This window comes from Plantactinospora sp. KBS50 (assembly GCF_002285795.1).
GTDB lineage: Bacteria > Actinomycetota > Actinomycetes > Mycobacteriales > Micromonosporaceae > KBS50.
The window spans coordinates 3800983-3819042 of record NZ_CP022961.1; the positions used below are offsets into that span (position 1 = coordinate 3800983).

The 18060-nt window shown below is 74.2% G+C and carries 12 protein-coding genes and 2 pseudogenes; 3 read left to right on the forward strand and 11 right to left on the reverse strand.

The features are described 5' to 3' along the window. Nucleotides 1-60 precede the first annotated feature (60 nt). From CIK06_RS16640 to CIK06_RS16665, 6 genes and pseudogenes are all read right to left on the reverse strand, one after another. Nucleotides 61-2013, reverse strand: coding sequence for an ATP-binding cassette domain-containing protein (locus CIK06_RS16640; protein ID WP_095565596.1), 1953 nt, complete (start codon nt 2011-2013; stop codon nt 61-63). Between the two features lie 680 nt (nt 2014-2693). Then, nucleotides 2694-5261 (reverse strand): annotated as a pseudogene (locus CIK06_RS16645) (DUF5682 family protein); the annotation flags it as partial. Then, a complete protein-coding gene (locus tag CIK06_RS16650) occupies nt 5258-6373 on the reverse strand; it encodes an AAA family ATPase (protein ID WP_095565597.1) in 1116 nt (371 codons plus the stop codon). The pseudogene CIK06_RS16645 and the gene CIK06_RS16650, both read right to left, overlap by 4 nt. A 31-nt stretch (nt 6374-6404) precedes the next feature. After that, nucleotides 6405-7847 (reverse strand): VWA domain-containing protein, encoded by a 1443-nt coding sequence (locus tag CIK06_RS16655; protein WP_095565598.1) that lies wholly within the window; start codon nt 7845-7847, stop codon nt 6405-6407. Then, nucleotides 7844-9214 (reverse strand): hypothetical protein, encoded by a 1371-nt coding sequence (locus CIK06_RS16660; RefSeq protein ID WP_095567905.1) that lies wholly within the window; start codon nt 9212-9214, stop codon nt 7844-7846. The genes CIK06_RS16655 and CIK06_RS16660 overlap by 4 nt, the downstream gene beginning before the upstream one ends. After that, nucleotides 9214-9713, reverse strand: a pseudogene (locus CIK06_RS16665) (hypothetical protein). The gene CIK06_RS16660 and the pseudogene CIK06_RS16665 overlap by 1 nt, the downstream one beginning before the upstream one ends. A gap of 308 nt (nt 9714-10021) precedes the next feature. Here CIK06_RS16665 and CIK06_RS16670 point away from each other — a divergent pair. From CIK06_RS16670 to CIK06_RS16680, 3 genes are all read left to right on the forward strand, one after another. Further along, the gene (locus CIK06_RS16670; RefSeq protein ID WP_198347896.1) at nt 10022-10765 is read left to right on the forward strand and encodes a TetR/AcrR family transcriptional regulator; all 744 of its coding nucleotides are present in this window, start codon (nt 10022-10024) and stop codon (nt 10763-10765) included. Nucleotides 10766-10770: 5 nt separating this feature from the next. After that, nucleotides 10771-11892, forward strand: coding sequence for an MFS transporter (locus tag CIK06_RS16675; protein ID WP_157756802.1), 1122 nt, complete (start codon nt 10771-10773; stop codon nt 11890-11892). Nucleotides 11893-12005: 113 nt separating this feature from the next. Further along, nucleotides 12006-12293 (forward strand): hypothetical protein, encoded by a 288-nt coding sequence (locus CIK06_RS16680; RefSeq protein WP_095565601.1) that lies wholly within the window; start codon nt 12006-12008, stop codon nt 12291-12293. Here the strand turns inward: CIK06_RS16680 and CIK06_RS16685 are convergent. Genes CIK06_RS16685 through CIK06_RS16705 form a run of 5 tightly spaced genes read right to left on the reverse strand, consistent with a single transcriptional unit; the run spans nt 12200 to nt 18023 of the window. Next, complete coding sequence (locus CIK06_RS16685; RefSeq protein WP_095565602.1) at nt 12200-13639, reverse strand: lysine N(6)-hydroxylase/L-ornithine N(5)-oxygenase family protein; 1440 nt, start codon at nt 13637-13639, stop codon at nt 12200-12202. The two genes, CIK06_RS16680 and CIK06_RS16685, sit on opposite strands and share 94 nt — an antisense overlap. 24 nt (nt 13640-13663) lie before the next feature. Further along, nucleotides 13664-14314 carry an isochorismatase family protein gene (locus tag CIK06_RS16690; RefSeq protein ID WP_095565603.1) on the reverse strand — a complete coding sequence of 217 codons (651 nt, stop codon included), beginning with the start codon at nt 14312-14314 and terminating at the stop codon, nt 13664-13666. A gap of 4 nt (nt 14315-14318) precedes the next feature. Further along, complete coding sequence (locus tag CIK06_RS16695; protein ID WP_095565604.1) at nt 14319-15908, reverse strand: (2,3-dihydroxybenzoyl)adenylate synthase; 1590 nt, start codon at nt 15906-15908, stop codon at nt 14319-14321. Then, complete coding sequence (locus CIK06_RS16700) at nt 15898-17226, reverse strand: isochorismate synthase (RefSeq protein WP_232533670.1); 1329 nt, start codon at nt 17224-17226, stop codon at nt 15898-15900. Before CIK06_RS16700 ends, CIK06_RS16695 begins: the two co-directional genes overlap by 11 nt. A gap of 44 nt (nt 17227-17270) precedes the next feature. Beyond that, nucleotides 17271-18023, reverse strand: coding sequence for a 2,3-dihydro-2,3-dihydroxybenzoate dehydrogenase (locus CIK06_RS16705; RefSeq protein ID WP_095565605.1), 753 nt, complete (start codon nt 18021-18023; stop codon nt 17271-17273). Nucleotides 18024-18060: the final 37 nt, after the last annotated feature.

The window sequence follows — 18060 nt, forward strand, 5'->3', positions numbered from 1 at the left end:
GCCATTGCGCGCCGGGCGTTCCGCACCGGGATCGGACCGGGCCGGGGCCCGTACCCACGGTCAGGCGGTGCTGGCCTGCCGCGGCGGCGTCCGCACCGGTCCGGCGTGGTAGCCGGCGGCCTGCATGCCGAACAGTTCGGCGTACCGGCCGCCGGCGGTCATCAACTCGTGGTGGTCGCCGGACTCGACGAGCCGGCCGTGGTGCAGCACGTAGATGCGGTCGGCGTGCCGGACGTTGGCCAGCCGGTGCGTGATCAGGATGGTGATCCGCCGGCCCTGCCGGTCGCGGATGGCCTGGAAGAGGGCGTTCTCGGCGCGCGGGTCCAGCGCCGAGGACGGCTCGTCCATGATGAGCAGGTCCGCGTCGCGCAGGAAACCGCGGGCCGCGGTGATGCGTTGCCACTGCCCGCCGGAGAGGTCCTGGCCGCCGGCGAAGGTCCGGTCCAGCAGCGTCTCGTAGCCGTGCGGCAGCTCGCGGATCATGTCGTGCGCCACGGCGCGGGCGGCGGCGGCCTCGATCCGCTCCTGCTCGGGCGTGCCGGTGATCTCGCCGATGGCGATGTTCGTGGCGGCGGTGAACGGCCACCGGTGATAGTCCTGGGTGACCACCGCGATGCGGTCCTGCAACCGGCCGGCGTCCCAGTCGGCCAGCGGCCGGTCGTTGTAGCGGATGGTTCCCGCGGTCGGCGTGCGCAGGGCCGCGATCATCGCGGCCAGGGTGGACTTGCCGGAGCCGTTCTCCCCGACGAACGCCACCGTCTGCCCCGCCCCGATGGTCAGCGTCACGCGGTCCACGGCCGGGGTGTCCCGGTCGGGATAGCGCAGGCTGACCGCCTCGATGTCGATCTCCCGCAGCCGGTCCGGCGCCGGCATCCCGGCCGGGTCGGGCGGCGGCGGCAGATAGCCGGCGGCCCGGGTCATGAAGCCGGTGTAGTCGCGGAAGTGCTGGCCCTCGGTGTAGACCCGGTCTACCTGGAAGGTCACCACCGACAGCGAACGCTGCGCGGACTGCACCGCGATCACGCAGGTCGCCGCGGCGGCGAGCGGGATCTGCCCGTTCATCAGCAGCAGCCCGAGCAGCACGTAGACCACGGCCGTGGCCAGCCCGCCGATCATCGCGCCGACCGTGGTGGTCGTGGTGACCCGCCGGGCCAGCGCGAGCTGGATCCCGGTCTCCACCCGCATCACCCGGTCGTACTGGTCCAGCAGGAAGGAGCGCAGCCCGTAGGAGCGCAACTCGGGCGCGGAGTCGCGTTCGGCCATCAACCGGTGCAGCAGCCACAACCGCCGCCGGCGCACGCTGCCGGCGGCGTACGTCTGGTAGCGCAGGTGCCCGGCGCGCAGCGACGCCCAGGCGTTCGGCACGGTCGCCACCAGCAGGGCGCCCAGCAGCAGCGGATGGATCAGTACGACGGCGGCCGCGACCGCGAGCACACCGGCCAGGCCGGCGAGCAGGTTCATCGACGCCTGCACGAGATCGGTGGTGGAGTCCGCGCCCCGGGAGGCGCGCTCCATGTCGTCGGCGAACGCGTCGGCGTCGAACGCCTCCAGCCGTACCGCCGTGGTCACCTCGAACAGACCCCGCTCCACCTCCCGGTCCACCTTCGGGGTGAGCCCGTTCTGCGCGTACCCCATCGCGGTGGCCATCCCGGCGCGCAGCGCGGTCACCGTGGCCAACGCCACGAGCGCCGGCAGCGCGGCCCGCACCCGCCCGGGAGTGGGTCCGCCGGCGAACAGCTCCACCAGCACCCGCTGGGTGGCCAGCAGGCCGAACGCCGACATCACCCCCGCGCCCACCGTCGTGGCCGCCACGATCGAGGTACGCACGCGGTCGGCGCGCCAGCTCGCCACGAGGGCGGCCCGCACCAGCCGGGGCAGTTCGGCGAACACCGCGAACACGCCGGCCTGAGCCCGCGCCCGCAGCCCGGTCTCCCACCACATCTGGCGCAGCTCCGGCAGCACCGACGCCTGGTCCGGACCGGGCCGGGGCGTACGGCCGTCGGGTTTCGTCATGGGTTTCCCCTCCCAGAGACGCGAACGGGCCGGAGCACGATCACACCGCCGGAGGCCGGTGCCCGACCGGGCGGACCAGCGGCGCGGTCGAGGGATCCGGAGGGCACACCGGGACCGTACGGCGGTCGCCGCCCGACACGCCCGCAACGCCGGATGCCGAAATTGGCGGCACCCGGAAGTCCCGGATTCCCGGCTCAGCCGCCGACCAGCACCGCCACCGCAGCCGTGGTTTCCGGGTGGGCCGTGAGCAGCGCCGCCACGCCGTCGGGCGCCATTGCGTCGGCCGCCATTCCGTCGGCCACCGCGACGCGCTCGCCCGGGGCGCCGGCGGCACCGCCGTCGCGGATGCCGGGGGCGGCACCGCCGGGGGCGGTGTCCGCGCCCGGGTCCGGCGCGCCGCCGGGCGGTGCCGCCCCCGGCCCGGTCGCCCACCACTCCCCCGGGCAGCCGAGCAGCGCCGCCACCGCGTCCACCGTCGCCGGATGGGCGGCCAGCAGCACGCCGGCGGCGCGCACCGCGGGACGGTCGCCGGCGTCGGACCCGGCCGGCCCGGGCACCCCGGCCCGGTCCGACCCGGCGTCGCGTCCCGACCCGGCGTCGCGTCCCGACGATCCGGTACGGCCCGGCCCGGCTCCCGGGCTACCCGCCGTTCGGTCCCCGCCCGGCCCGGCTTCCGGGCGGGCCGGCGGTCGCCTGTCCCACGGCGGGATCCACCCGTCGACCCCGGGCAACGTACCCGGGAAGGTGCGCCCCGCCTCCCGGGTGAGCACCGGGACCAGCTCCGCGGAACTCTCCCGCAGGGTGGTGATCAGCACGGGCAGCCAGGGCAGCAGCACGGCACCCGGCAGCCGGCCGAACGCCTTCGACAGCGTCTCCACGACGAACGGCGCCAGCCGCGGCACCGGCTCCAGTGCCTGCACGAACCCGCTGACGTACTGCGGGAAGGCCGGCACGACGAGCGGGTTGCCGAGCAGGTCGTCGACCCGCGCCCGCAGGTCGGCGAGGGTGAGCGCGCCGAGCTGGTGGCGTGCCGCCCAGAGCAGCGCCACCTTCGCCGGTGTCTGCGGATGGGACTGCCGGACCGCCAGTTCCAGCTGGATCCGGTCGCAGCCCAGGGAGAGCGCGAGGCTCTCCATGCTGAACAGGAAGCCGAGCATGGCGCCGACCTGCCGGACCCCGGTCTCCTCCTCGACGAACGCGGTGGGCAGCAGGGTGCAGTAGTGCGCGTACCCGTCGGTCACGAACCGCTCGCACCAGGCCGGCAGGGTGGGCGCGGTGGCCTGGTAGTGGGTCAGCAGGCGGCGGATCCGGCGCAGCACCGTGGGCGCCTCGTCGACCGTGCGTTCGGCGGCCAGCAGTTCCACCGCGCGGTCGCCGAGTTCCTCGGTGAGCCGGGGACTGTCCAGAAAGAGCAGCGAGTGCTCGACCGCCTTGAGCGCGGTCGCCGCGGTGGCCTTGGCGTCCCAGGCCGCCCGCCGCAGCCGCTGGTCGAGCACCTGTTCCACGGTGACGCCCTCGTAGCCCAGCTCGATGATGGTGCGCTGGTGCCGGCCGAGGTCGAGGTCCCAGCTCTCCTGGATGTGCCGCTCGCCCAGCCGGCGGGAGCCCATGATCGGGCGGACGGCCTGGTCGGGCAGGAGGTAGCGGAGCATCCACAGCAGTTGGGAGCAGGCCGCGAGTTCCGGTCGGGCGGCCAGATCCAGCAGGGCGCGCTGGATGGTGCGCTGTTCGAGGTTGAGCCGAAGCGGCGCGAGCCGGTCGTGGACGTCCCGCGCGAGCGGCGGTAGCGCGTCGTAGCCGACCTGGCCGATCCGGTCCCCGCCGAGCAGGATCTCGCAGAGCCGGCGGACGTCCCGCCGGCCGGGCACGGTGTCCTTCTCGATGCAGGTGACGGCGGCGTCCTGGAAGTCGTACGGGGTGGGCCGCGCCCGGCCGCGCATCCCGGCCAGCAGCACCGACGTCTCGAACACCGCGATCGCGTCGGCCGTGCTGGCCAGGTAGCCGCTGCGGCGGGCGAGCCGGACGATGTCCACGCACCAGCCGCGCAGTTCCGCCTCGTCGAGCCCGTCAAGCGCCACCGGACCGCTGAGATAGCCGGTGAGCTGGTCGGTGACCGTCCCGGTCGGGGCGGCCGGCGCGGGCAGCGCCTTGCGGGCGCGCTTCGGGCCGCCCTTCTGCCCGGCCAGCCGGAACGGCACGGTCCGGGTCCGCCCGAGGGCCTTCTGCCAGGTCGCGGCGGCCACCGAGACGGAGCCCGGCGCGAGGCCGAACTGCGCCTCGATCGCCGAGTGGCTGGACGGGATGAGCCCGTAGCGCCACCGGGTGCCGGTCCGCGGCGTGATCTCGAAGTCCGGCCGGGCCGGGTCGGAGCCGGCCTCCGGCAGCCGGCTGGCGGCGTGGAAGGCCCCGCAGACGTACAGGCAGTCGGCCCGGTCGATCCCGGTGGCGGCCAGGTGGGCGCGGATGCGCGTCCACATGTACCGCTCGCGGTCCTCGTCGGTGGCGTACCGGTGGCCGCTCTGCGGGGCCAGCCGCCGGAAGAGGCTGCCGATCAGCACCATGACCTGCCGGTACGTGTCGTGGTCGGCCCCGGCGAGCGGCTGCTCGACGTACTGGTCCCACCACTCCGACCAGTGCCGGACCCGGCCGTGGTGCAGCAGGTACTCCTCCAGCTCGGCGAAGCGGGGACGCAGGTCGCCGATCTCCACCCCGACCGCGTCGCCGTGCAGGTCCCGTTCGGACCCGCCGCCGGCCGGGTCGGGATCGGACGGCGCGGAATCCGGCCGCCACTGGAACACGTGGTCGGTGGAGCGGTCCACCAGCACCAGTTCGACACCCGGCGTCTCCAACGCGTACGCGATCGCCTGGTACTCGGCGGACGCCTCGGTGATCGGTGCGATGAGGCTCAGCGGCGCCGACTCCGGGGGAAAGCCGTCGAGTTCGGCGGCGAACGCCTGCACCGCCACCGGCAGCCGGCAGTTGCGCAGTTCGCCGAGCAACGGACGCAGATCCTCGCACAGCTCCAGGTAGATCACCTTGGGCTGCTTCTCCCGCAGTCGCCGCGCCATGGCCAGCGCGGACGCCGGCGAGTGGTGGCAGACCGGAAAGATCTCCAGCGGTTCGCGAAGTGCGTGGTCGATGTCGTCGACCATGCCGGCGAGGATCTCCGCCAGCACGTCCGGCTGGCCGGCGAAGGCCTCGACCGCTCCGTGCAGGTGCGCCCGCAGCGCGTCGAAGGGCGCGGTCATGACAGGGTGGCGATCGCCTCGCGGCCGCCCTCCAGGAAGTCGACCCACTCGCCGCCCTGCTCCCGGCTGCGCGGCTCGACGATCCCGTGCCAGTACTTGTTGAGAATGGCCAGGTCCTCGGGGCTGCGCCGGGCCAGCGAGCCGACCAGCGAGTTGGCGAGGGTGCCGGCGGTGAGCGTGCGGGCGCCGAAGAAGGTGCTGTGCAGTGTCGCGTCCTCCAGCACGCCGATCTGTTCGGCCGTGGACAGCGCCGACTCCAGCCGCTCGTCGTCGCTGGTGGCCGACGTCGCCGCCGCGCGCAGGTCGGCGAAGCTCTGCAACAGCACGTCCAGCAGGGTCGGCGGGATCTCCAGCTCGATGTTGTGCCGGCGCAGCAGTTCCTCGGTGCGGAACCGGACGATCTCCGCCTCGCTCTTGCGGTTGGTCACCACGGGAATCCGGACGAAGTTGAACCGGCGCTTGAGCGCGGAGGAGAGGTCGTTGACCCCTCGGTCCCGGCTGTTCGCGGTGGCGATGATCGAGAACCCGGGTTTGGCGAAGACGATGTTGTCGTCGTCCAGCTCGGGGATCGAGACGTACTTCTCGGACAGGATGGAGATCAGCGCGTCCTGCACGTCGCTGGTGGAGCGGGTCAGCTCCTCGAACCGGCCGATCACACCGCCCTCCATGGCCGTCATGATCGGGGACGGGATCATCGAGGCCCGGGACTGGCCCTTGGCGATCACCATCGAGACGTTCCACGAGTACTTGATGTGGTCCTCGGTGGTGCCGGCGGTGCCCTGCACGACGAGCGTGGAGTTGCGGCTGATCGCCGCCGCGAGCAGCTCGGCCAGCCAGCTCTTGCCGGTGCCGGGGTCGCCGATGAGCAGCAGGCCGCGGTCGGAGGCGAGCGTGACGATGGACCGCTCGACGAAGCTGCGGTCGCCGAACCACTTCGGCGGGATCTCCCGGTCCAGCCCGTCGGCGCGTTCGGAGCCGAGAACGAACACGCGCACCATCCTGGGGCTCAGCCGCCAGGAGAACGGCTTCGGTCCGTCGTCGACCGACTCCAGCCAGTCCAGCTCGTCGGCGTACTTGACCTCGGCGGGGGCGCGCAGCAGCTCGGTGCTCATGGGGTGTTGGTCTCCTTGCGAGGGATGAGGGTCAGGCGAGGAAGTTCTTGAGATCGGTGATGAGCGTCTTGATCCGGCCGGAGAGCACCGGAGTGCCCTGGTCCTTGAAGCGCTGGCGGAACCACGGGTTGACGCTCTGCCGGTCACCGCTGCTCACCGAGCCGACCGGGATGAACCGGGCGCCGGAGCGGTGGATCGCGGCCATGCCGTCGAAGACCGCCTGTTCGCGCCACTCGTAGAAGTCGGAGATCCAGACGACCACCGTGTTCCGCGGGTCGGCGATCTTGGGCCGGGCCAGGTCGAGCGCGACGGTGCCGTCCGTGCCGCCGCCGAGGCGGGTGCGCAGCAGCACCTCGAACGGGTCGTGCACCCATGGTGTGAGGTCCAGCGCCCGGGTGTCGTACGCGACCAGGTGCACGTCCACCTTGGGCAGCCCCGCGAAGATCGAGGCGAGGATCGTGCAGTTGACCATGGCGTCCACCATCGAACCGGACTGGTCCACCACCACGATCAGCCGGGCCGGGGTGATCCGCTTGGCGGTCTGCCTGTAGTAGAGCCGGTCGACGTAGAGCCGCTCGTCCTGCGGGCTCCAGTTCGGCAGGTTCTTCCAGATGGTCCGGTCGATGTCGAGGTTGCGGAACACCCGCTTGGGCGGGATGGACCGGTCGATCGTGCCGGTGCTCGCCTGGGCGACCTGGGTACGCAGCACCTCGGCGACCTCGTCGACGAACCGCCGGATCAGGGCCTTGGCGTTGGCCAGCGCGACACCGTCCAGGTTGTCCTTGTCGCGCAGCAGTTGCTCGATCAGCGACATGCTGGGGGTGAGCTGTCTGGCCAGCCGGTTGTCGGCGAGCACCTCGCGCAGGCGCATGCGCCTGATCAGCTCGCCCTCGATGCCGGCCAGCACCGGGGCCAGGTTGGCGTGCGCGCCGACACCGGCCCCGTTGCCGGTGCCGGTCCCCGCACCGGCCCCCGCGCCAGCACCGGCCCCCGCGCCAGCACCGGCCGCCGCGCCGGCCCCCGCGCCCGCCGCGCGACCCCGCAGCCGACCGGGCTCGCAGCCCAGCGCCCGCTCGAACCAGCCGGCATCGGCCTGCCAGCGGGTCAGTTGCTCGGCGGTCACGTTCCCGGACCCGGTGGCGAAGACGTTGAGCAGCAGCTTCGACATCAGCGCCACCCGGCGGACCGCGTCGTCGCCATCCTGGTCGCCGTCCGGCTCGCCGTCCTGCTCGCCGCGTTGGTCGCCGCGTTGGTCGCCGTCCGCGCCGAGCCCGTCGAACTCGGCCGCGAGCTGCGGAAAGCGCTGCACCAGGGTGTCCACCGAGGTGGCCGGGTCCAGCAGCGCCGCCGGCAGATCCAGGTCGTCGACGATCGCCACGCTCGCGGACTCCAGCGCCGACTGCTCCTCCGGGTCGAAGACCCGGGCCAACAGCCGCCAGCAGAGCACCTGCCGCCGGTTCTCCGCCGCGCTCACTTGCGCAGCAGCTTTCCCGCGCGCTCCCGCAGGACGTCCACGGCGGTGCCGGCCGCCGCCTCCGCCTTCGCGGCCTTCGGCTCCGTCGGACCCAGCGCCCAGTCTCCGCCGTGCACGGTGGCCGGTTTCCGCTTGAGCACCGTGCGCACCGCCAGCGGTTGCACCGCCCACCGGCCGCCGTCCCAGCGCAGCAGCCCCAGGCAGGCGGTGGAGTTGGCGACGAGCGCCGGGGTCAGCGGCCCGGCCGCGGGCAGCCGGTCCGCATCCACCGCGAGGGTCGCGCCCCCGCCGAGGTCGAACCCCTGCGGCCCGGCCGCGTACCCCTCCAGGAGCACCGGTTCGGCGATCGCCACCGGATGCCGGTCCAGCGGGGGCGGCGACGAGGCTACCGCGGCGTCCAGCCGGACCCGGGCGGTCGCGAACGGGTCGGCCGGCTCGCCCGGCGCGGCGCGCGACTCGTCCCAGCTCAGGTCGCCGCCCGGGCCGAGCGACAGGCCGGCCACCTCGACCGTGCGGCGCTCGGCGAGTGCCGTACGGAACACCGGGAAGGCGGCCAGCATCCGCCAGGCCGACGGGCCGGTGATGGTGTCCACCTTGGCCGCGGCCACGCTGGTGCGGACCAGCCGGACGCCACCGTCGGGCGTCTCCAGCAGGCCGTGCGCCTGCGCCCGGAACACCGTCGGATGCTCGTGCAGGTCCACCCCGAGGATCAGCAGCCGGCCGTCCACCGGCGTGGCCGGGTCGCCGGGACGGCCGTCCTGGCTCAGCAGCACGGCCCGGGTCCACAGGTCGGCCCAGCGACGCGCCGGCACCTGTTCGAGACCGGTCACCGGCGCGCTGGCCCGCAGCTCCGCCGCGAGGCCGTCCAGCAGGGTGCCGAGGCGCCGGGCCGCCGGGTCGGCGAGCAGCGCCTGCACGGCCCGGCCACCGGCACCGGCCAGGTCTCGGTCCACCCCGCGCCAACCGGCGATGGCCAGCTCCCGCAGCCAGGAGCGTGCCGCGGCCAGCGCGGGCGCCGGCTCGGCGAGGCCGTCCCCGCCGGGCCACGGCCGCCGGTGACGCCCCAACGCCCCGTCCAGGCCGGTGAGCAGCGCGTCGTGCGCGGCACCGAGCAGACCGGCCCGGGCGCCGGCCAGCGCGGCCAGATGCTCGTCGGTGACCGTCCCGGCGACGATCTTGCCGACCGCGTCGCCGACCCGGTCGGCCAGCGGCGACCCGGCGAAGGCGGCGGCCACCGAGTCGAGGACCTCGGCCCGCTCCTCGTCGATCCGGGCCAGACCGTGCCCGAGGGTGTCATCCAGGCCGTCGGCCAGGGCCATCGTCTCGTCGAGACCGGCCGGCGGCGTGCGCAGCAGGTCGGCGAGCATCAGGACACCGCCCGGGGCGCCGGGAACCACTGCAACTCCGGCAGCGGGTCGACGCTCGGTGGCAGTTCGAGGTACGCCAGGTGGCGCAGGAAGCCGCTGAACACCTCGGCGGTGTGGTCGGCCGGCGCGGCGTTCGGGTGCAGGCCGGCCCAGAGGTCGGCGGCCTCCGACGGCAGCTCGGCCTTGAGGTAACGGGCCACCCGGTCCATCCCGTACTGCGCCACCGCCGCATCGGCCAGCGACCGGAGGTGGTTGCAGGGGTACCCGCCGCCGAGCCCCCCGCACGGGCGGTTGTTGTTGGTCCGGCAGGTCATCCCGTGCTCGCCGGCGGTGACCGACGAGACGTAGACGCGCGAGACGTCCGAGCCGCTGGAGACCACCCCTGCAGCCGCCCGTCGGCCAACTCCACGAACGGCACCTTCGCCAGCTTCCGTGGCCGCACCGGCGCGATGACCGACACTGCGCTGCGCCGCTCACGGGCGGCGCCATCGCTTGTCACAACCAGCCCTCCCTCACGTACGAGTGGACGTAGTTGTACCGGACGGGTCCGACAGCATCCGCACCCGCGCCGCCCGCGCCGAGCGTGGGCGGCACGGTCCCTGGTCGACCCGTTTTCGGCGAAGTCGGCCCCTCCCGCGACCGGGACATTCCCGACTTCGCCGAAGTCGGCCCGTCCAGCGGGCGAGGACACCCCGACTTCACCGAAGACGAGTTGATCACGATCGCGACTTTACTTAGAACGAATATTCGTTCTAAGTTGTGGAGCGCGCCGGCGCACCGGTCCGGCAGCAGCGGGGAGGGGTCGCGTTGTCCAAGCTGAGCGAGGCCGAGCGGCAGGCACGGCGGACCCGGATCATCGAGGCCGCGCTGCGCTGCTTCGCCCGCGACGGCTTCCACCGCACCTCGATGGCGGACATCATCCGGGAGTCCGGGCTGAGCGCCGGCGCGATCTACCACTACTTCCCCGGCAAGGAAGAGATGATCGACGCCATCGCCGCCGACCGGCACGCCCGGGAGGCGGCGCTGAACACCGGGGCGCTGGCCGACCCCGATCCGCTGCACGCGCTCCGCCGGCTGGTCCATGACTACGGCGGCTGGCTCGCCGATCCGGACGAGCGGATGCGACGCCGGGTGGGCGTGCAGGTCTGGGCCGAGGCGCTGCGCAGCGACAAGGTGCACGACTTCGTGCTACGCGGCGCCGACGCCGGCCGGGAGGCCATCGCCGAGCTGCTCGAACGGGCGCGCCGGCAGGGGCGGCTCGTGTCCGGCGCCGACCCGGCGGCGCTGGCCCGGATGTTCGTCGCGCTCTTCCAGGGCTTCGTCCTGCAACTGGCCTGGGACGAGCGGGTGGACCTGGCCGGCTACCTGCGCGAGGTGGAACGGCTGCTGGATCTGGTGATCCGCCCCGCCGCTGACGACACCGACGCCCCGACCGACACCGACACCGACACCGACACCGACACCGACACCGACACCGGGGAGCATGCCGAGGCCGGCAACAACAACGGCAACGGCAGCAACGGCAACGGCAACGGCAACGGCAACGGCTGAGCGTGATGGCGAGCACCGTCGGCGACCCGCGCCTCGGCCCGTCCGCCGCCGGCCCGTCCGCCGCCGGCCCGGTGGCCGATCCGGCCGATCCGGACCGTCCGGCTCATCCCGCCGATCCCGCCGATGCCGGCCACCCGGCCGATCCGGGCCAACCCGCGCCGGCGTGGCGGCCCTGGGCGGTGCTGGCCGTCGTCTCGGTCGCGCAGGTCATGGTGCTGCTGGACGCCACCGTGGTCAACGTGGCGCTGCCCCGGCTCCAGGCGGGACTGCACGTCACCCCGGCGCAACTGCCCTGGGTGCTCGACGCGTACACGGTGACCTTCGGCGGGCTGTTGCTGCTCGGCGGCCGGGCGGCCGACCTGCTCGGCCGGCGCCGGGTCTTCCTCGGCGGGCTGCTGGTCTTCACGGCCGCCTCGCTGGCCTGCGGCCTCGCGGCCCGCCCCGCCGAACTCATCGTGGCCCGCGCCGGGCAGGGCATCGGCGCCGGCTTCCTCTCCCCCGCCGCCCTGTCGATCGTGACGGCCACCTTCCCCCGCGGTCCGCGCCGGCACACCGCGCTGGGCATCTGGGGCGGCCTGGGCGGGCTCGGCGCCACCGCGGGCGTGGTGCTCGGCGGGCTGGTGGTCGGCACCCTCGGCTGGCCGTGGGTCTTCCTCATCAACCTGCCGCCGGGGGTGCTGGCCGGCGGGCTCGCGCTCGTCCTGGTCCCCCGGCTGCGCCGGGCACCGACCGGCGACCGGCGCCGGGGTGCGGACGTACCGGGCGCGCTGGTCGTCACCGCGGGGCTGCTGCTGCTGATCTACGCGACGATCTCGCTACCGGAGACCGGCCTCCCGCCGCTGGTCGTGCCGGGCTGCGCCGGCACGGCCGTACTGCTGCTCGCCCTCTTCGTACGCATCGAGCGCCGGTCCGCGGCGCCGATGGTGCCCGGCTCGGCGCTGCGCGACCGCGGACTGGTCGTGGGCAGCGTCGGGCAGTTCCTGGTCGGCGCCACCCAACTGTCGGTGATGTTCCTGATCAGCATGCAGGCGCAGCGCCGGCTGATGCTGGATCCGCTGCGCGGCGGCCTGAGCTTCGTCCCGATGGGAGTCGTCGCCATCGGTTCCGCCCTGCTGACCCCCGGCTGACCCGCCTGATCGGCACGCGCGGGACGTACCTGCTGGCCTCGGCCGGCGGGGCGGCCGGCCTGGGCCTCTTCGCGGCGCTGTGCGGCGCCGGCCCCGGCGGCTATCCGCGGGCGATGCTCGGCCCGTCGCTGCTGGTCGGGATGGCACTGCCGATGGCCAGCGTGATCGGCACCGTCATCGGCACGGCCGGCGCGTCGCAGGCGGGCGCCGGGCTCGCCTCCGGGGTGCTGAGCGCCGCCTTCCAGGTGGGCGCGGCGCTGGGTCTGGCCGGCACGGCCACCCTGTTCGCCGCCGACCTGCGGTTCGGCTATCTCGGCGCCGCGGCGTTCGAGGTGCTGGCCCTGGGCAACGCGGTGATCGGGTTCCGGCCGGCCATGGTCAACCCGTCTTCGGCGAAGTAGGGGGCTCCGGGACGCCCCGACCGCCCGACTTCGCCGAAGTCGCGTTGATCATCCGCCGGGCGTCCGGGCGCGCCGGGCCGGCGCAGCGCGGCCACGATCTCGCCGGCCCGCACCGCACCCGCCGAGAGCAGCGTGGCGGTGATCCCGTGCGCGTGCTCGGTGCCGCCCTGCAGGTACAGCCCGGCCCGCAACCGCTCGTCGGTGACCAGCCGGTAGTCGCGCCCCACCCGCGGCAGGTTCTCCTCGTCCCGGCACAGGAACGCGCCGGCCGCGCCGAGCACCCGGGCCGCGTCGACCGGACGGTACCCGGTGGCGAAGACGATGGCGTCGGCCTCCATCGGGGTACGGGTGCCCGAGGGCAGGTGCTCGATCACCGCGGTCACCCCGTCCGGCCGGGCGGTCAGCTCGGCGACCCGGGAGGCGTTCAGCATCCGCAGCCGGGGCCGGCCGAGCACCCGCTCCCGGTACTGCCGCCGGTACAACTCCTCGATGAGATCGCCGTCGACCACCGAGTAGTTGGTGTTGCGGTGGTAGTCGAACAGCATCCGCTTCACGTCGCCGGGCGCGTGGTAGTACAGGTCCACCACCTCGGGGTCGAAGATGCCGTTGGCGAAGTTGCTGTCGTCGGCGGGGCTGTAGCCGTACCGGAAGAAGACCGAGCAGACCTCGGCGCTCGGGTACCGGCCGTGCAGGAACGAGACCGACTCGGCGGCGCTCTGCCCGGCCCCGACCACCAGGAACCGACGCGGCTCGGCCTCGTCGAAGTCGGCCGCCCGGTGCAGGATGTCGAGGTTGTGCCAGACCCGCTCGGCGGGGTTCACCCCGGGCGGCAGGCTGGATTCCAGGCCGACCGCCACCACCACGTTGCGGGCGCGGATGGTGCGCACCCCGTCGGCGTGCGTGCTGACCACGTCGACGAGGTCGCCGCCCTCGACCGGGCGCACGTCGGTGACCGTGTGGCCGTAGTGGACCGCGGACCGCATCCGGCCGGCCGCCCAGGACAGGTAGTCGTGGAACTCGACGCGCAGCGGGTACATCGTCTTGTAGTTGATGAAGTCGGCGAGCCGGTCGTGCGCGTGCAGGTACGCCACGAAGCTGAAGTCGCTCGTCGGGTTCCGCATGGTGACCAGGTCCTTGAGGAACGACACCTGCATGGTGGCGTCCTCGAAGAGCATGCCGCGGTGCCAACCGAAGTCGTCCTGCCGCTCCAGGAAGACCGCGGAGATCCGGTCCTGGCCGCGGTCGCAGCCGGCGTTGTGTTCCTCGACGGCGATGGCCAGGGCCAGGTTGGACGGTCCGAAGCCGATCCCGACCAGGTCGTACACGTCAATGTCGGAGGATGACATGGCACTGCCTTTCGGTGGGGCGGCTCAGCGGGTACGGCGGTCGGCGGCGGCCAGCGCGTCGAGGATGTCGGCGGTGCCGGCCACCACCCCGCAGCGGTCGGCGACGTGGCGCAGCGCGTCCCGGTGGCGCTCGGGGCTGAAGTCGGCCACCGCGTCGGCCACCACGAAGGGCTGGATGTCGCGCATGAACGCGTCCAGGGCGGTGGCGAGCACACCGATGTGCGCGTACACGCCCGTGATGATCAGTTGGTCCCGGTCGCCGATCATGTCGGCCAGGCTGGTTCCGACGAAGGCGCTGTAGCGCCGCTTGGTCAGCAGCACGTCCCACGGCGCCGGGGCGAGCGCGTCGACGATCGCCAGCGCGTCCTCGTCGGGCGGCGGCCCGTCGCCCCAGAAGTCCTGGAGCAGCCCGCGCTCGTCCCGGCGCTGCCCGCCGGGCTGGGCCGAGTAGACCACCGGTACGTCCAGTCCGTGCGCGTGCCGGCGCAGCGCGCCGATGTTCGCCACCACCGGCGGCAGCGGCGCCGGGCCGGCCGTGCCGAACGGGGCCAGGAAGTAGTTCTGCATGTCGTGCACGAGCAGCACCGCCCGGTCCGGGTCGGGCCGCCAGTCCACCCGCGCCCGGTCGCGGTCGAATCCGCCGGGCAGGGGGTACGGGGCGATACGGGGCAGCACGGCGTCAGCCTTTCTGGATCGCGCGCAACGCCGCGCGCAGCTCGCGTCGGCTGATCTTGCCGACGCCGGTGACCGGGAACGCGTCGACCACGTTCAGCCGATCCGGGATCTTGTAGCCGGCCAGTCCCCGCTGGCGCAGGTAGCCGCGCAGCGCGGGCAGCGTCGGCGGGTCCTGCCCGGCGCGCGGCACCACGAACGCGCAGGTGCGTTCCCCCAGGTACGGGTCGGGCACGGCGACCACCGCGACGTCGTGCACGGCCGGGTGGGCGAGCAGGTGGTTCTCCACCTCCTCGGCCGCGACCTTCTCGCCGCCGCGGTTGATCTGGTCCTTCGCCCGGCCCTCGACCACGAGGTAGCCGTCGTCGCGGTGGCGTACCAGGTCACCGGTGCGGTAGAAGCCGTCGGCGGTGAAGGCCTCGCGGTTGTGCTCGTCGGCCCGCCAGTAGCCGCGGATGGTGTACGGCCCGCGGGTCAGCAGGTGCCCCACCTCGCCGGCGGGCACCGGGCGATCCGCGTCGTCGACCACCAGGATCTCGTCGTCCGGCGAGATGGGCCGGCCCTGGGTGTGCCACACCAGCGGGTCCGGGTCGTCCAGCCGGGTGTAGTTGACCAGGCCCTCGGCCATCCCGAACACCTGCTGGAGCCGGCAGCCGAGCACCGGGGTGACCCGCTGCGCCACCGTGCCGGCCAGCTTGGCGCCGCCGACCTGCAGCACCCGGAGGCTGGACAGGTCGGGCCGCCGGGCCGGGCCGCCGACCGCGTCCAGCCAGAGCTGGGCCAGCGGCGGCACCACGGCGGTGATGGTGACCCGTTCCCGCTCGATCAGCGGCAGCACGGTGGCCGGGTCGGGGCGGCGGGCCAGCACCACCCGGCCGCCGACCGCGAACGTGCCGAGCACCCCCGGCGAGGACATGGTGAAGTTGTGCGCCACCGGCAGCACCGCCAGGTACACGCTGTCGGCGGTCAGCTCGCAGATCCGGGCGCTGGCCCGGACGCTGTACAGGTAGTCGTCGTGGGTGCGCGGGATCAGCTTGGGCAGCCCGGTGCTGCCGCCGGACAGTTGCAGGAAGGCCAGGTCGCCGGGGCGCGGTCCGGGAGGCAGTCCGGCCGGGTCGCCGTACAGCGACGCCAGCGGGACGTGCCCGCCGGGGTCGCCGGCCACGATCGTGGTGGCCCGGCCCGCCGCCGCGGCGAGGGTACGGTGGTCGAAGCCCTCGTGGACGTCGGTGGTCACGTACGCGACCGCCTCGGTGTGCGCGCAGAAGTAGCCGATCTCGGCGGCCCGGTGCGCGGGCAGCGCGAAGACCGGCAGCGCACCGAGCCGGAACAGCGCGAAGATCACCTCGAAGTACCCGGCTGTGTTGGGCAACTGCACCACGACCCGGTCGCCGGCCCGTACGCCCCGGCCGTGCAGGCCGGCCGCCAGCCGCAGGGCGCGGTCGCGCAGTTCGGCGTAGCCGATCCCGCGGTCGCCGTCGGTCACCGCGATCCGGTCGCCGAACCGTTCGGCCCGCTCGTGCAGGAAGCCGTCGAACGTCTCCCCGGTCCAGTAGCCGCGTTCGCGGTAGCGCCGGGCGAACTCCTCAGGCCACACCGGAGTGCTCCGATCCGGACAGGCCGAGCGCGGCGAGCATCGTGCCGAGCTTCGCGGTGGTCTCGGCCAGTTCGGCCGCCGGCTCGGAGTCGGCCACCACGCCCGCCCCGGCGTACAGGTCGAGGCCGTCGGCGTCGGCCGTGGCGCACCGGATGGTGACCGCCCACTCGCCGTCGCCGGCGGCGTCCACCCAGCCCACCATGCCGGTGTAGAAGCCGCGGTCGAAGGGTTCCAGCTCGCCGATCGCGGCCCGCGCGGCGGCGGTGGGCGTGCCGCAGACGGCCGGGGTGGGATGCAGCGCCGTGGCCAGGGCCAGCGACGAGACCGACGGGTCGGCGACCGTGCCGGTGATCCGGGTGGACAGGTGCCACATGGTCGCGGTGGCCACCACCGACGGCTCGGCCGGGACGGCGAGCCGGGAGCAGTACGGCCGCAGCGCGGCGGCGACCGCCTCGCTGACCACCGCGTGCTCGTGCCGGTCCTTGGTGGAGGCGAGCAGGGCGGCGGCCCGGCGCCGGTCCTGCACCGGATCGGCGGACCGGGCGATGGAGCCGGCCAGCGGGTTGGCCTCCACCCGGAATCCGCGCCGGGAGACCAGCAGTTCCGGGCTGGCGCCCAGCAGCGTCCGGCCGGCGCCGAGGTCGACCGCGAAGGTGTAGCCGCCCGGGTCGCGGCCGGCCAGGGCGCGGACCACCGGGGCCGGGTCGAAGCCGGGCGCCTCGGCCCGCAGCGACCGGGCCAGCACGACCTTCGTGTACTCGCCGTCCTTGATCTGCCGGACGGCCCGCTCGACCGCCGCCACGTAGTCCCGTGGCGGCGGCACCGCCCGCAACGCCCGGATCGGTACGGCGCCGGCCGGCGCGGGCCGGTTCAGGTCGGGGCGGACGGTGTCGGGCCGGTTGAGGCCGGGGCGGACGGCGTCGGGCCGGTTGAGGCCGGGCCGGGCGGCGTCGGGCCGGGCCGTCGGCGGGCCGGCCCGGTGCAGCCGCAGCGGCACCACCAGGTGCGCCGGGGTGTGCGGGGCGAACGCGACCGCGCCGGTGACCGTCCGGACCGGATGCCCGGCCGCCTCGGCCACCCCGAGCACCGCGTCGACCCGGCGGGCCAGGTCGGCCAGGCCGTCCCGGCGACCCGAGGGCGGCACCGCGAAATAGGTGCCCTCGGCCAGCAGCGTGCCGCGCGGCGAGGCGAACAGGGTGCAGCGACCGGGCCGGTAGCCGGCGATCAGCTCGTCCCCCGAGGCCGTGCCGGACCGGCCGGCGGCGGACGCGCTGGGCAGCTCGGCCGCCGTGGTGGCGGTGGCTGAGGTGGCAGTCACGGGTTGGATCTCCCTTCGCGGCAGGATCGCTGCCGGCCGTGCGCTCAGCCGCGCAGTGTCGCGCCGCCGTCCACGTACAGGTCGTGCATGGTGATGTGGCGGGCGCGGTCCGAGGCGAGGAAGAGCACGGCGTCGGCGATGTCCTCCGGCTCGGCCAGCCGGCCCAGCGGGATCCCGGTGCGGTAGCCGGCCGGGTCGCCGGCGATGACCGCGGCCGGCCCGTCCTCGCTCCACAGTGCCCGCTGCATGGGGGTGTCGGTCGAGCCGGGGGCCACCACGTTGCACCGGATCCCGTACGGGGCCAGTTCCAGGCCGAGGCTCTTGGTGAACATCGTGGCGGCGGCCTTCGAGGCGGCGTACGCCGCCATGCCGGCCCGCGGGATGCCGGCGGCGTTCGACGAGACGGTGACGATCACCCCGGAGCGCCGGTTGGCCATCCGCGCGCCGACCGCCCGGCTGAGGTGGAACACCCCGCCGGCGTTGACCGCGAAGGTGTCCGCCCAGTCCTGATCGGAGAAGCTGAGCACCGGGCCGGTACGCAGGATCCCGGCCACGTTCGCCAGGATCCCGATCGGACCGAGCTGCGCCTCGACGGCCGCCACGACCGCCTCGACCTGCGCCACCCGGGACACGTCGGCGACGTACGCGCAGATGCCCTCGTGTTCGGCGGCGAGCCGCTTGATGCCCTTGGCGTCCCGGTCGACCGCCGCGACCCGGGTGCCCTCGGCGGCGAACGCCACCGCGACGGCCCGGCCGATGCCCTGTCCCGCACCCGTGACCAGCGCGATTCCCGCCATGATCCTCCCTTGCCAAGGTTAGGTTAGCCTAACCTCT